This is a genomic window from Humibacillus sp. DSM 29435, from assembly GCF_001758225.1.
GTDB lineage: Bacteria > Actinomycetota > Actinomycetes > Actinomycetales > Dermatophilaceae > DSM-29435.
In genome coordinates this window covers 144,672-159,323 of the sequence record NZ_MAST01000054.1, presented here as the reverse complement: position 1 = coordinate 159,323, position 14,652 = coordinate 144,672, and the positions used below count along the sequence as shown (strand labels likewise).

Sequence of the window (14,652 nt, the reverse complement as noted above, 5' to 3'; positions counted from 1 at the left end):
TCCGTTTGCTCAGTACCCGGGCGAACAGAGCCACTTCTTCTTACCCAAGGGATGTTCACGATTGTCTTTCGTATACAGTCGAAGCGGCGCGGCATGGTTCGTAGCCATCTGGGGAAAGGCAGTGCACGTGGCAGTTCAAAGCGCCGGCACGATAGGGGGCCGTCATGTTCCGTTACGAGACCAAGTTCTCGTGGCATTGCGCAAAGGCATCGTCAACGGTGACTACCTCCCCGGAGAACGGCTGACCGAAGACCGGTTGGCCGAGGACTTCGGGGTATCGCGCAACCCTGTACGTGAGGCCTTGCGCGTGGTCGAAGCCGAGGGCTTTGTCACCATCGTGCCTCGACGCGGCGTCTTTGTTGCGGTGCCGGACGCCTCGATGATCTCTGACATGTTCGCGGCCAGAGAACGACTCGAGACGCTGGCGGCCAGGCTCGCGGCCGAGCGCGCGACCCCGACGGACATCGCCGCCCTGCGTGGGCTGCTGGATGCCGCTCGTGATGCCACCGACCGCGCCGCGTTCTCGGAGGTCGCTGAGCTCAACAGCGAGCTGCATCTGTTGGTGGTCTCGATTGGCGGCAACAAGTGGCTGTCCTCTATCGCGACCGGCCTCTATCTGCAGGTGCACTGGATCTTCCGTCTCGGCGCCGTAGATCGTGCGCCCCATTCGTGGGTGGAACACATCCGGCTCGTCGACGCGATCGAGGCGGGCGACGGGGACCAGGCCGAAGAGGCGGCGAAGGCGCACGTGCACGCTGCCTCGGTCGCCGCCTTGACCACCGTGCAGATCACCTGAGCTGCGGCGGTATCGGCACCCCCTATCGGCCACAGGCGTAACCCTGCATGCCCCGCGGGTTGGCACCCGCAGCAACCACTCCCGTCTCGGGGTCGCGTGTCACCGCACACATGCGCCCCAGGGTCCATGCTCCAGAGATGCGCACGTCGTGGCCCATCCCCGACAGAGCAGACAGAACATCTGCTCCGATTCGATCCTCCAGGGTCAGCACTGCAGGTTCGATCTCACGGGGGTAGAACGAACCGGGCACGCTGGTGGTGTGCCAGCTGGGCGCGTCGATAGCCTCCTGCAGAGTCTCTCCGCCGATCAGGTGCCGGAGCAGAAAGATCAGCTGGGTCTGTTCTTGCGAGTCGCCGCCGGGCGTGCCGCAGGCCAGGATCGGGAGGCCGTCTCGGTGCACCATGGTGGGTGTCAGGGTGCTGCGGGGACGGCGTCCGGGCCGCAGTGACGTGGCCAGGCCCTCTTCCAGCCAGAACATCTGCAGTCGGCTGCCCAAGGGGAAACCGAGCTCTGGGATGGTCGGTGAGCTCTGCAGCCATCCGCCGCTCGGGGTCGCCGAGATCATGTTGCCCCACCGGTCCACCACGTCGACATGGCACGTGTCGCCGCGAGTGACCCCATCCGGACGTACGGTCGGCTCGCCCGTCGTGGCATCCACGGGCGTCTTCCGCTGGGCGTCCTGGTCCATCAGGTAGGCCGCGATGCGTGGCTCACGCCCGTCAGGGCTGCCCGGCCGGACGGTCCCCGATGCCCGATCGGCGATCAGGGTGGCGCGTTGCGCGGCATACTCCTCGGACAACAGCGTGCTCAGCGGCACGTCCTCGCCGTCGCCGTACCAGGCCTCCCGGTCAGCGAAGGCCAGTTTCAGTGCCTCGGCGATCAGGTGGATTCCCCTGGCGGTGGAGGGATCGAACGCCTCCGGGTCATCCAGGGCATCGACGATGGCGAGAGCCTGGAGCAAAGTTGGGCCCTGCGCCCAGGGCTGGGTCTTGGCGATGGAGTATCCGTGCCACTTGCTGACGGCGGGCGTCTCCCAGGTAGCGGCGTAGGCGGCCATGTCGCTGCCGGTGACCAGGCCCGAGTGTGCTTCGCCACTGGAGTCTCGGAACGCCTTTCGTGAGAGGGCATCGACGGCTTCTGCGACGAAGCCCTGGCTCCAGGCCCGACGAGCGGCATCGATCTGCGCCTCTCGGCTGCTCCCGGCGGCTTCACCTTCATCGACCAGGCGCTGCAGCGTGCGGGCGTAGGTGGGGTTGGCGAAGAGCTCTCCGGCCTTGGGCGGCTGACCCCCTTGCAGCCATAGAGCCGCGGAGGTGGGCCAGTCGTTCTCGAACAGGTCCCGCACGCTGTCCACGGTGGCGCCCACTCGGGCGACGAGTGGGTGGCCGGCGCCGGCGTAGCCGATCGCCGGCTCCAACACCTGCGCCAAGGTCTGGGTGCCGTGGTCGCGAAGGAGCAGCAGCCAGGCATCGACCGCGCCCGGAACGGCGGCCGCCAATGGGCCTGATCCGGGGATGAGCTGCATTCCCAAGCCGGTGAAGTGCTCGATCGTGGCTCCTGAGGGCGCCGGGCCCTGACCCGCCAGAACCCGAGGGGTCGGATCCTGGCTGGTCGCGATGATGGCTGGGACCTCTCCTCCCGGTCCGTTCAGGTGCGGTTCCACCACGTGCAGAACGAAGCCGGCGGCTACAGCGGCGTCGAACGCGTTGCCGCCTCGCTCGAGGGCGCGCATGGCGCACTGCGAAGCGATCCAGTGTGTCGTGGAAACCATCCCGAAGGTCCCCTCGAGGGTGGGCCGGGTCGTGAAGGTCATGCGGGGCTCCTAGCATTCTGGGTGAGTCGCACGTCGGGCCCGGTCCCGTCGGCATGGACCAGGTGGCACGATGCCGTGCCGTCCCCGATCGCCAGCAAGGCGGGCACCTCAGTGGCGCAGCGGTCGAAGGCAAGCGGGCAGCGGGTGTGGAAGCGGCACCCTGACGGGGGGTCAAGGGCCGACGGCAGGTCGTCACCGAGCAGTACCCGGCTGCGAGCCCGTTGCACAGGCGGGTCCGCGATGGGGGCAGCGGCCAGCAAGGACTGGGTGTAGGGATGCGCCGGGTGCGCGAATACTCTTTCCCGCGAACCGGTCTCGGATAGCTGCCCCAGATACATGACGGCAACATCATCGGCTAGATACTCCACCGCCGACAGGTCGTGGGTGATGAAGAGGCAGGCGAAGCCGATGTCGTGCTGCAGGTCTGCCAGCAGGTTGAGCACGGATGCCTGAACCGACACGTCGAGCGCACTGGTGGGCTCGTCTGCGACGAGTAGCGTCGGTGAGGAGATCAGCGCCCTCGCGATGCTGACTCGTTGGCGTTGTCCACCCGAGAGCTCGTGCGGATAACGCCTGGCCACCTCGGGCCGCAACCCCACTCGTCCGAGCTCTTCACTCACTCGCGCCGCGCGGTCTCGGCGGGACATCCGCCTACCTTCCTGCAACCGCAGTGGCTCTCCCACCACGTCACCGACGAGCATGCGTGGGTCCAGCGATCCGCCCGGATCCTGGAACACGATGGAGACGTTCTTGCTGTACTGACGCATCTGTCGGCGCGAGAGATGCGTGACGTCTGCGCCCGCGATACGGACGACTCCCGACGTGGGCTCCAGCAGGCGCACGATGCAGCGGCCCACCGTCGACTTTCCCGACCCGCTCTCGCCGACCAGCGCCAACACCTGGCCCTGCCGAATGGTCAGCGAGACTCCGTCGACGGCACGCACAGCCCCGAAGTGCATGACCAGGTCTTCGAGCTGCAGCGCAATGTCGGGCTCGCTCATGGCTTCAGCTCCTTGGCTGAGGTGGGCGGTTTCCCACAGGGATGCCAACAGGCGAACGCGTGGCCGGGAAGCAGACCGAGGGCGTTCTGGTCGGACGTGAGCGGCGGGGCCGACCCGAGGCACTGTGCGTCAGCGGCGGGGCACCGCGGCGCGAACGTGCAGGCATCCGGCTGGACCGCGAGCACCGGCACGAGGCCGGGAATCTCCTGGAGCCGATCGGTGCCCGCGTGACGCCCCGGTGCAGGCGACGCGGCGAGCAGCCCTGCCGTGTAGTGGTGTTGCGGCCGCGCAAACAGCTCGTCGACCGGGGCCGACTCGACGACGCGCCCGGCGTACATGACGACGACCCGGTCGGCGATGTCTGCGATCACGCCGAGATCGTGGGTAATGATCAAGATGGCCGTGCCGAGACGATCGCGCAGCTCCCGAAGGATGTCGAGGATGCCCGCTTGAACCGTGACGTCGAGTGCCGTGGTCGGCTCATCGGCCACCAACACCTTAGGATCGCAGGCCACCGCCATGGCGATCATGACGCGCTGGCGCATACCGCCGGAGAGCTGGTGAGGGTAGTTGTCGATCCGCTGCAGCGGGGAGGGGATACCGACCAGAGTCAGCAGCTCGATCACCCGGTCACGAGTGAGCTTCCTCGAGAGCCTCTCGTGAACCTGCAGAACCTCGCTGATCTGGCGGCCAACGGTCAGAACGGGATTCAGCGAGCTCATCGGCTCCTGGAAGATGTAGGCGATGTCTCGACCCCGCACCGCCCGCAGCACCGGCTCTTTCGCGCCGATCAGCTCAGTGCCGTGCAAACGCACCGAGCCAGCGGTTCGGGCACTGCGGGGCAGCAGTCCGCTCAGGCTCATGGCGGTGACGCTCTTGCCACAGCCGGACTCCCCGACGATGCCGACGATCTCACCTTCGCGGAGGTCAAGGCTGATGTGGTCGACAGCGGAGACGGTGCCGCTCTCGGTCGTGAAGGTGACCGTGAGGTCGCGAACCTCCAGGATCGAGCCGGAGCCTGACCCACTCCTGTGATCGACCTCGAGCGGCGTGATGGTCATGACCTGCTCCCCTTGGGGTCGAGTGCGTCACGAAGGCTGTCGCCGAAGATGTTGAAGGCCAGCACAAGCACCATGATCGTGACGCCCGGCAGAATTGCCGTCCACGGGGCACGAGCCGCAAACTGCTGCGCCGTCGCGAGCATGGTGCCCAGGCTCGGGTCGGGCGGCTGGATGCCGAGGCCGAGAAAAGACAGGACGGCCTCGCCCAGAATCGCTGCCGGGATCGCGACGGTTGCCTGCACGAGAATGACCGAGGTCGCGTTGGGCAACACGTGCTTGCCCAACACCCACAGGTCACCGGCGCCGTCGACGATGGAAGCCGTGACGAAGTCCAACGACTTCAACCGAAGAGTCTCGGACCGCACCAGACGAATGAACCCGGGGATCTGGGCGATCCCGATCGCCACGGCAGCATTGCCGAGACTGGCGCCGCGGATGGCCGCCAGGCCGACAGCCAGAATCAGGAACGGGAAGGCCAACAGCAGGTCGGTGAAGCGCGAGATCACCGCATCGAGAGAGCGGAAGTAGCCAGAGGCCAGGCCCAGAGGAACCCCCACTACCAGTGCCGTCGCCACCGCCAGCAGACCGACCTCCAGCGAGGCGCGTGAGCCGAGGATCAGGCGGGAGAGCACGTCCCGACCCAGGTCATCGGTACCGAGCAGATGGCCGGAGGTACCGGGCGGGGCGAAGGTGCGCGCAAAGTCGGTCTGCTCCGGCGAGTACGGTGCGATCCAGGGTGCAAAGACGGCGACGACCACCGCCACGAGCAACACGGCGAAACTGATGACGGCCAAGGGATTGCCGATCAACCTCCGCACGATCCGCCTTCGGCGACCTACCTCGCGGGGGGCATCGGCATCTCCATCGGCGACGGAAGGACCGGGGGTGAGGGGAGCCTCGGTCGTGCTCATGCTGCCTCGCCTCCGACTCTGATGCGCGGATCGATCAGGGAGTAGAGCAGGTCGACGAGGAAGTTGATGGCGATGTACGCCGTGGCCGTCACCAGCACGACCGCCTGGATGACGGGGTAGTCGCGTTGGAACACCGCGTCAAGGGTCATCTTGCCGAATCCGGGGAGTCCGAAGATCTGCTCTGTCACGACGGCCCCCGAGATCAGCTCGCCCAGCTGCAGGCCGGCGATGGTGACGACCACGATCAGGCTGTTGCGCAGTGCGTGTCGCCCGATCACGGCGCTTGGCCTGAGCCCTTTGGCTTTGGCCGTGCGTACGTAGTCCGCCGACAACGCGTCGAGCGTCGCCGAACGCGTCTGCCGCATGATGACGGCGGAGAGGCCCGTGCCCAGGATGACGACCGGCAGAAGGATGTGATGCAGGTTCTCTACCGGGTTCTCAGTGAACGGTACGAAGCCCGAAGCCGGGAACAGGCCGGTGGCCACGGCCAGGTAGAGGATCGCGACGAGTCCGAGCCAGAAGTGCGGCACGGACAACCCGATCAGGGCCAGGCCGTTGGCGACCCACTCCGCCGGCCGGCCTCGTTTGGCCGCCGCGACGACGCCTGCTCCGACCCCGACGATCGTGGCAAGCACGATCGCGAACACGGCCAGCTGGAGGGTGACCGGCAAGGCGGTTCGCATCATCGAGGACACCGGCGTGCCGGTGCGGATGGAGGTGCCGAGGTCTCCGTGCAGGATGTTGTTGACGAAGTGCCCGAACTGTACGGGGATCGACTGGTCGAGCCCGTACTGGAGCCGAATCGCCGCGAGGGTCTCGGGTGACCGGTCCTCGCCGGCGAGGGCCAGTGCAGGGTCTCCGGGCAAAGCGCGTACTCCGAGGAACACCACGACCGTGGCCAGGATCAGCGTGAGCAGGGACTGCCAGGCGCGGTTCAGTAGGTAGGTGCGCACTGCGGGCTACTTGCTGAAACCGCCGAACGCCACCCGGACCACCCCGTCCGGGAACACCTGAATGCCCTTGACGGTGTTGGCTACTCCCGTGAGGTTGAACTGACGGTAGATGTAGATGATCGGGTTGTCGGCCTGTACCTTCTCGACCGCTTGGGCGTAGAGGCCACGACGCTCGGCCACGTCCTGGCCCTGCCGTGCCTTGGTCAGGATGGCGTCCAGATCGGCGTTGTTGTAGCCCGAGACGTTCTGGCTACCGCCGGTGCCGACGAAGTTGGTGATGTTGGCGTCGGGGTCGATCCGGCCCGACCAGCCCAGCTGGAGTAGCTCGAAGTCGCCGCGGTCCTGCTGGTCGAGCAGGGTGGCGTACTCCACCGGCTGGATCTTGAGGTCGAAGCCACCCTCCTTGACCATGGACTGCAGCGCTTGGGCCAGACGCAGGCTGTCGGGGTTGTTGGAGGTGATCATGGTGACCTCGTAGGGCATCTTGACCCCGGCCTCGGTCAGCAGCTGCTTGGCTTTCGCCGGATCGTGCGGCGAGCACCTCTGTGCCGCCTCGGAGCTGAACTCGCTCTTGGGCGAGATGGGTGAGCACGCCACGCTCGCCAGGTCGTTGAAGATCACCTTGACCAGGCCGGCGCGGTCGATGGCGTACTTGAACGCCTCGCGGATCTTCGGCTCGTTGGCGCTCGCACGGTTGACCTTCTTGGCCGGGGTGCCGACACCGTCGACGTTTCCGACGTTGAAGGACACACCCTGGTAGCCGAGTGACTGCGACTGCAGCACCGTGAGCGACTTCTCGTTGCGCAGGTTGGGAACCTCTTGGGCGGAGAGGGAGTCCGCCACCTGCACGTCACCCGAACGCAGGTTGGCGGCGCGGATGTTGGCGTCGGTGATGATGCGGTAGGAGATCGAGTCGAAGTGAACCTTGTCAGCGTCGTAGTAGTTGGGGTCCTTGGCCAGCTCGATCGAGTTCTGCGGCACCCGCTTGACCAGCTTGAAGGGGCCGACGCACGACGGGTCGGTGGAGAAGCGGTTGCCGAGCGCCTTCGTCGTCTTCGGGTTGAGCACCATGCCGGCCCGGTCGGCCAAGGCGGCGGTCAGTGGGGCGAACGGCTCCTTGTAGTGCACTACCACCGTTGAGGCGTTGGGTGCCTCGACACTCGTGATGGGCCCGAGCTCGCTCTTGCGTCCGGAGCCGGCCAGGGTGAGGTTGCGCTCGAAGGTGGCCTTCACCGCTGCGGCATCCATGATGGATCCGTCGGAGAACTTGGCGCCCTCGCGCACCGGGATGGTCACGGTCTTGCCGCCGTCGGTGACCGTGGGCAGCGCGGTCGCCAGCTGGGGAACGATGCGGGCATCGGCGTCGACGTCGTAGAGCTTCTCGCACATCGCGTGGAAGACGTAGCGGGAGTAGAGGCTGCGCGACAGGGTCGGGTCGAGCTGGTCGGGCTCGGCCGACAACGCCATCACCAGCTTGCCGCCCTGCTTGACCTCGTCGGCCTTGGCCGGTGAGCCGAAAGCCTCACCGGCGGCCGCGCCGTTGGCACCGGGCTGGGCGCCGCTGGATCCGGGCGAGGCTCCACCGTCTGTCGACACGGCGGAGCAGGCCGCGGCCATCGAGACCGTCAGCGCCGAGGCGAGCGCGATCAATGCGGTGCGACGCCGATGAGATCCGGTGGTCCCGGGAGCACGGTTGGTCATGGTGTCTCCTCGTTCGTGGGGCAGGCTGTTGCGAACAATATGTTGTATACGAAGATCTGACAAGGGTGCCCCACCACCCTTTTCCGGTGGCCGGGTGCGCGGTGATGACCCCCGGGTGACCGCGATGGGATCGCGAAGGGACGGCGACCGGAACGCGTGGGCAGGGCCCACACAACCACAGCCTGCGATGGGCCTGACTCAGTGGTCGGCGGCCACGCGGAAGCCGACGTTGCCGCTGCTCGAGCCCGGGTCGTTGCTCGTGCGGGCCGCGACCCGGTAGCGGTTGCAGTACGACTCGTGGCAGAGGTAGGAGCCACCGCGCATCACTCTGCTGCTGCCGGATGCCGGTCCGGCCGGGTCTCGGAGCGAGGCGGGGTCGCTCGGGTGTTCGGTCGACCACCAGTCGGCACACCACTCCCAGACGTTGCCCGACGTGCCGAAGAGACCGAGAGCGTTGGGCGCGAACGCCTCTACCGGGCAGGTGCCCGCGAAGCCGTCCTCCATGGTGTTGCGGGTCGGGAACCGGCCCTGCCAGATGTTGCAGCGATGCTCGCCGTCAGGGGTCAGCTGCTCGCCCCACGGGTAGCGCGCCTGGTCGAGGCCACCGCGCGCGGCGTACTCCCATTCGGCCTCGGTGGGCAGCCGCAGCCCGGCCCAGCTGCAGTAGGCGCGGGCGTCGTCGTGGTCGACGTGCACGACGGGGTGGGTCGCTCGGTCCTGCACGTCGCTCGCCGGGCCTTCCGGCGAGGCCCAGGTTGCGCCGTCGACGCGACACCACCACGGGGCGGCATCCGGTCGCTGGGCGCCTCTGCGCAGGGCGGCCGGAAGGAAGCCGGCGAAGACGAACGACCAGCCGAACCGCTCAGCGCCCGTGCGGTATCCGGTCGCGGCGACGAAGGCGCTGAACTCGGCGTTGGTGACCTGACCGGTACCGATCCGGAACGGTGAGACGAGAACCTCACGAACGGGACCCTCACCGTCGCCACGGTTGGCGTCGCGGTCGGCCCCGCCCATTCGGAACCAGCCGCCGGGCAGCGAGACGAGACCCGGCTCCGAGACCATCGGGGATGCCGGACGCAGCGCTGTCGGCAACACGGCCGGGCTCAGTACCCCCTCGCCGGCGACCCTCGCCACCCCGGGGCCGGCGGGCTCACGGGGCCCGGGCGGGGCGCAGCACGATCCCACGTCAGCCCCGCTCGAACAGCTGGTCGTCACTGGTCGACGGTTCGCAGTGGCTGGCGAAAACCGTTGTACGCCAGTTGGCGTGGGCCGACTCAAGCTCGGCCAGCACGTCTGGGCGTTCGGTCGCGAGGTTGCGGGCCTCCCCGGGGTCGGCAACGAGGTCGTGAAGGCGCACCGCAGGGCCCGGGTCGGCGTGCTCGACCTGTCGCAAGCCCCGCACCCCGTCGCTGTCCTGGTCCACACTCACCATCTTCCACCGTCCGGCGCGCACGGCCCACTGGAACCCGTTGTCCCAGTGCAGCTCTTCGTGACCGGCGGTCGACTCACCCTCGAGTGCGCCACGCAGGCTGACTCCGTCGCAGTGGTCGTAGGCCGACTCAGGGGCACCGGCCAGGTCGAGCAGCGTCGGGTAGAGGTCGGTCGACGAGGCGACGGCAGAGCACTGCGCGCCACCGTTGACCGGTGCACCGGGCCAGCGCACGAGCAACGGCACCCGGATGCCGCCCTCCCACAGCGTGTACTTCGTGCCGCGCAGCGGCGCGTTCGACGCGAAGTTGCACGTGGATCCGCCGTTGTCGGTGAGGTAGACCACGACGGTGTCGTCGGCGATGCCGGAGGAGTCGAGCTGGCCCAGCAGTCGACCGATCTCGGCGTCCATCAGCTCGAGCTGAGCTACGTAGTAGTCGCGGCCGTGATCGAGCTCGGGGGCGATCTGGCCGTCGTACCAGTCGAGGTACTCGGGCTCGTCCCCCTGGTAGTCGTCTCGCGACGGCAGCCCACGGCGGCGCAGCTCGTCGGGGGGAAGCTGCCAGCAGAAGTTGTGCACCGCGTTGAAGGCGAGCATGAGAAAGAACGGCTCGTCGCGGTCAGCACAGCCCTCCACGAACTCGCGCGAGCGGCGACCGAGCTCGGTGGTGAGAAACTCCTCGCAGTCGACGGGCTCGTCGCCCTCGAGCATCGGCTGCACGGCGCTGGCCGAGGCGCCGAACTCGCCGTACTCCGCGACCGCCGCGTCACTGTGGCGCAGGTAGTTCAGGCGACCCATCTGCTGCCCGGCCAGCCCGTAGAAGGTGTGCTCGAAGCCGTGGTGCGGAGGGGTGGCGCGGTCGCCGACCTGCTCGGGGCCGTAGTGCACCTTGCCGAGGTAGGCCGTGCGGTAGCCCAGCTCACCGAACCGCTCGGCCAGCGAAGGCAGGTGGTCAGGAAAGCGGCTGTCGGCGAACCACTGAGCGCCCCACCGACCCTGGTGCTGACCGCTGATCAGGGCCGACCGTGACGGGCTGCACACCGGCGCGGTGACGTAGGCCTGGCCGAACGACATGCCCTCTGCCGCGAGCCGGTCGAGCCCTGGGGTCTGAACGTCGTCGACGACCCCCAGCGAACTGCGGTCGGCGTAGCCGTGGTCGTCCGAGACGATGAGCACGATGTTCGGGCGTGACACGGGGCACCTCCGGTGCGGTGGTGAACGGGTGGGCAGGTGGGGCAGGTGGCAGTGGGGCAGGTGGCGGTGGGGCTGGTCAGTACGGCACGGCGAAGATCTCCCGGTGCACCTCGGGCGGGGTGTCGACCGGTAGCACGAGCCGCTTGAGAAACCGCGTGTCGCCGGTTCGACGACACCAGTTCAGCAGACGCCCGCGCAGCTGCGCCAGCACGGGGTCGAACGCCGACTCCGCGGCGAGGTTTCGCATCTCGCCCGGGTCGGTCTCGAGGTCGAAGAGCTGCTCACGGTGGGCGCCCCAACCGAAGACGACGTACTTGTACCGCTCGGTGACCAGGGCCCGCCCAGCCCGGCCGGGGGTGGCACCGAAGGCGGTCTCCACCACGACCTCGTCGTGACCGTGACCGCCGTCGAGCAACCTCAGGAGGTCGAGCCCAGCAGCCGGGGGTTCGAGGCGCTCCTCCGCGCCCTGGCCCGGCGGAATACCTCGACCCACGGCCTGACGGGTCTGGCTCGTGGCGACGGAGAGCGCGGTCGGCAGCAGATCGAGCCCGACGCTGACGAGCGCCGGGCTCGTGGCCGCCTGTTCCGGTCGCCGGGGGTCACGCACGATGAGGGGCACACGGCAGGTCTCCTCGAACAGCGCCGTCTTCTGGTTCCACCCGTGTGACGCGTCGCCGTCACCGTGGTCGCTGGTGTAGACGACCACCGTCTCGTCGGCGAGACCGGCATCCTCAAGGGCGGCCAGCACGATGCCGACTCCGGCGTCGGCCCGTTCGACCAGGCGCGCGTAGGCGTGGCGGTACCGGCGCCAGTCGTCGGGGCCGTACGCCGCGGTGCCGTACATCGCTGCCGCCTCGCGCTGTTCGTGGCGCAGCGCCTCGGGCTCGTAGGCCGCGACACCGTGGTTCGCGGGGAGCGGCGGTAGGTCGCGAGTCGGGGGCGGCGGCGGAACGTCGCCGTAGGGCATCGGCTGGTGGCGGGCGTACTCACAGATCGTGTGGGGGTCGTCGAACGACACGACCAGGGCGAACGGTCGTTCTGCGCTCGACCGCGACTGCAGCCAGGTCGAGGCGGCTTCGGCAAGCCCATGGTCACCGAAGGGCGCCACGACCTCGAAGCCGTCCTCCGGCACGGCCGAGGCCTGTAGCGCGTGCCACTTGCCGGCGTAGGCCGTGTCGTAGCCCAGCTCGCGCAACCGGTGGCCCAGCGAGCCCGGGTCGCGGGCCGGCTCGAGGGGGCCGTCACCGGCATCCGTCACGGTGTTACCGCTCAGGCCGAGCTCGTGCGGATGCCGCCCCGTGACCATGCTGGCCCGGGCGGGCACGCAGAGCGGGAAGGTCGTGTAGGCGCGAGTGAACCGGGTGCCACCGGCGGCGAGCGCGTCGAGCGCCGGGGTGGCGACGTGGGTGGCGCCGGCACACGAGAGCAGGTGCGCCGCGTGCTGGTCGGCCATGAGCAGCAGCAGGTTGGGTTGCCGCGCTGGTCCTGAGGCGCGGGCCGTCACGCCGCGCCGCGCATCTGTGGCAGACCGGGAAAGGGGTCGCCGACCTTCTTGAGCGCGGTGGCCAGCTCGTCGAGCAGCTGCGCGGTGAGATCGGGATGCCGGGCGCTCACGTCGACGAGCTCGTACGGGTCGTCGACGAGGTCGACCAGGCGCACCCTCAGCCCCGACTCGAGTCGGTGCTCGACGACGAGCTTGTGGGTGCCGGTGCGCAGGCCGCGCACGTCGGGGTCGCCGTTCCCCCGGGCGGGCCCGAGGTAGAGGGCGAAGTCGGGGCGTCGCGCATCGTCGACACCCAGCAGGGCACCCGAGCAGTCGATGCCCTGAACCTCATCGGGGATCTGCTCGCTCAGACCGAGCAGGCCCAGCAACGTCGGGGCCACGTCGACCGAGCCGAGCAGCATCCCGTCGTGACCCGGCGTGATGTGACCCGGCCAGCGCACCACGAAGGGAACACGGGCCGACTCCTCGAAGGGGACGTTCTTGTAGAGCAGGTCGTGACTCCCGAGCTGCATGCCGTGGTCAGAGGTGAAGACCACGACCGTGTCGTCGGCGAGCCCGAGCAGGTCGAGCTCGTGCAGCATCCGGCCGACCTGCTCGTCGACGCCGGTGACGGCGGCGTAGTAATGGCGGGCGATCTCGCCTGCCTGCCGACCGGTCTCGCTGTCGAGGTCGACGTTGGGGCGCGTCAGCAGCTCGGCGGGCGACAGGTCGGCGTACGGAGGAAGATACCGATCCGGCACCTCGTCGAAGGGCTGGTGCGGGGGGTTGAGCGAGACCATGAGCGCGAACGGTTGGGGGGCTTCGTCGAGCGACCACGCGGCCACCCGGAGAAAGTCGATCGCGACGTCGGTCTCGTGCTCGGCCGACCACTGTTCGATCTGGATGGGCGAGTCGTGGGGCGTCTCGGTGCGCCAGTAGTGCGGTTCGAGGTGCCGGTCGCAGCAGCCGTGCGAGTACCAGAACGAGAAGCCGTGGCGCTGTGCCGGTGGCGTCCAGGCGTCCCAGACCTTTCCGTCGTCTCGCCGGCCCTCGCCGAACTGCTCGTCGGCGGGGGTGGGCGGGGTCAGGTGCCACTTGCCGACGTAGCCGAGCCGGTAGCCGTCGTCGGCGAGCACGTCACTCCAGCAGCGAGCGTCGGGCCGCAGCCCGACCCCCCAGGGTGCGGTCTCGGAGTTGACGTTGAACGGCACACCGTTGGCCCAGGGGTACTGCCCGGTCATCAGCATCGCGCGAGCCGGGCTGCACACCGGGTAGGTGCTGACCGCGTGGGTCAGCACCCGACCCTCGAGGGCGAGCCGGTCGAGGGCCGGGGTGCGGGTGGGGTCCTGCCCGAGGGCGCCGATGGCCGACGCCCTGAACTGGTCAGCGAGCACGACCAGCAGGTTGGGCCGGTTCATTTGCCCATGCCCAGGGTCAGCCCCTCCGACAGCTTGCGGCCGAGCCACAGGTAGACGGCGAGCAGGGGCAGGATGACGATGCAGAGGCCGGCGAACAGGCCGCCCCAGTCGGCGCCGCTGTAGGTCTGCTGCTGCACGAACGAGATGAGCGCGACCGGCAGGGTGTACTTGTCGGTCGACTGAAGCAGCGTGAGGGCGAGCAGCGTCTCGTTCCAGTGCGAGATCAACTGTAGCACAAAGGCGGTGAGGATGCCGCCCTTCGCCACGGGCAGCATGACCCGCAGGAAGGTGCCGATGGGGGAGGCTCCGTCGAGAGCGGCCGCCTCTTCGAGCTCGGCCGGCAGCGATCGGAAGAACCCGGTCAGCAGGAACACCGTGAAGGGCATCGAGATGCCGATGTAGACGAGGTTGAGCCCGATCAGGCTGTTGGTGAGGCTCACCTGGTTGAGCATCACGAACAGCGGGATGAGGATGACCTGCACCGGCACCCCCAGCCCGAGGATGAAGAACAGGGTGAGGTTGCGGTTGAGGCGCGACTCGTGCCGGCTGAGGTAGTACGCGGCCGGGGCGGCCAACGCCACGGTCACCACCGACGAGATCACCGCCACCGAGACACTGTTGAAGGTCGCGGTCGCGAAGTCGCTCACCTTCCAGGCCGTGGAGAAGTTCTCGAACGACCACGAGTCGGGGAGGCCGAACGGCGAGCTGAGGATCGACCGGGTGTCACGGAAGGACTGGAAGACCACCCAGACCAGACCCGCGACGTTGAGGGCGACAAAGAGCCAGAGCAGCACGATGCCGACGGCGCGGAGCGGGCCGCCGCCACTGAGCGAGGGGCGACTCGGTCGCCGGCGCAGGGACGGAGCGCGAAGAGAGAGAGACATCGGCAGAC

General features: G+C 68.4%; 12 protein-coding genes. 1 reads left to right on the top strand and 11 read right to left on the bottom strand.

The features are described 5' to 3' along the window. Positions 1-121 precede the first annotated feature (121 nt). Entirely contained in the window at positions 122-796 is a 675-nt protein-coding gene (locus tag BA895_RS22845; RefSeq protein ID WP_371327748.1) for a GntR family transcriptional regulator, read from the top strand. A 22-nt stretch (positions 797-818) separates the two neighbouring features. Here the strand turns inward: BA895_RS22845 and BA895_RS22840 are convergent, their stop codons facing one another. The 11 genes from BA895_RS22840 to BA895_RS22790 form a co-directional block, all read right to left on the bottom strand. Further along, positions 819-2,609 (bottom strand): gamma-glutamyltransferase family protein, encoded by a 1,791-nt coding sequence (locus BA895_RS22840; RefSeq protein WP_070194183.1) that lies wholly within the window; start codon positions 2,607-2,609, stop codon positions 819-821. Continuing rightward, positions 2,606-3,610, bottom strand: coding sequence for an ABC transporter ATP-binding protein (locus tag BA895_RS22835; RefSeq protein WP_070194182.1), 1,005 nt, complete (start codon positions 3,608-3,610; stop codon positions 2,606-2,608). The genes BA895_RS22840 and BA895_RS22835 overlap by 4 nt, the downstream gene beginning before the upstream one ends. Beyond that, positions 3,607-4,671, bottom strand: coding sequence for an ABC transporter ATP-binding protein (locus BA895_RS22830; RefSeq protein WP_070194181.1), 1,065 nt, complete (start codon positions 4,669-4,671; stop codon positions 3,607-3,609). The genes BA895_RS22835 and BA895_RS22830 overlap by 4 nt, the downstream gene beginning before the upstream one ends. Then, positions 4,668-5,582 carry an ABC transporter permease gene (locus BA895_RS22825; RefSeq protein ID WP_070194180.1) on the bottom strand — a complete coding sequence of 305 codons (915 nt, stop codon included), beginning with the start codon at positions 5,580-5,582 and terminating at the stop codon, positions 4,668-4,670. The genes BA895_RS22830 and BA895_RS22825 overlap by 4 nt, the downstream gene beginning before the upstream one ends. After that, positions 5,579-6,535 carry an ABC transporter permease gene (locus BA895_RS22820; protein ID WP_070194179.1) on the bottom strand — a complete coding sequence of 319 codons (957 nt, stop codon included), beginning with the start codon at positions 6,533-6,535 and terminating at the stop codon, positions 5,579-5,581. Before BA895_RS22820 ends, BA895_RS22825 begins: the two co-directional genes overlap by 4 nt. A gap of 6 nt (positions 6,536-6,541) precedes the next feature. After that, positions 6,542-8,236, bottom strand: coding sequence for an ABC transporter substrate-binding protein (locus BA895_RS22815; RefSeq protein WP_083283699.1), 1,695 nt, complete (start codon positions 8,234-8,236; stop codon positions 6,542-6,544). Between the two features lie 198 nt (positions 8,237-8,434). Next, positions 8,435-9,331: a formylglycine-generating enzyme family protein gene (locus BA895_RS22810; protein WP_254666621.1), complete on the bottom strand. Its 897-nt coding sequence runs from the start codon at positions 9,329-9,331 to the stop codon at positions 8,435-8,437. Positions 9,332-9,422: 91 nt separating this feature from the next. Beyond that, a complete protein-coding gene (locus BA895_RS22805) occupies positions 9,423-10,859 on the bottom strand; it encodes a sulfatase (protein WP_070194177.1) in 1,437 nt (478 codons plus the stop codon). A 76-nt stretch (positions 10,860-10,935) separates the two neighbouring features. Continuing rightward, a complete protein-coding gene (locus BA895_RS22800) occupies positions 10,936-12,363 on the bottom strand; it encodes a sulfatase (protein ID WP_070194176.1) in 1,428 nt (475 codons plus the stop codon). Continuing rightward, a complete protein-coding gene (locus BA895_RS22795; RefSeq protein ID WP_070194175.1) occupies positions 12,360-13,760 on the bottom strand; it encodes a sulfatase in 1,401 nt (466 codons plus the stop codon). Before BA895_RS22795 ends, BA895_RS22800 begins: the two co-directional genes overlap by 4 nt. Next, positions 13,757-14,644: a carbohydrate ABC transporter permease gene (locus tag BA895_RS22790; RefSeq protein ID WP_070194174.1), complete on the bottom strand. Its 888-nt coding sequence runs from the start codon at positions 14,642-14,644 to the stop codon at positions 13,757-13,759. Before BA895_RS22790 ends, BA895_RS22795 begins: the two co-directional genes overlap by 4 nt. Between the last annotated feature and the right edge of the window lie 8 nt (positions 14,645-14,652).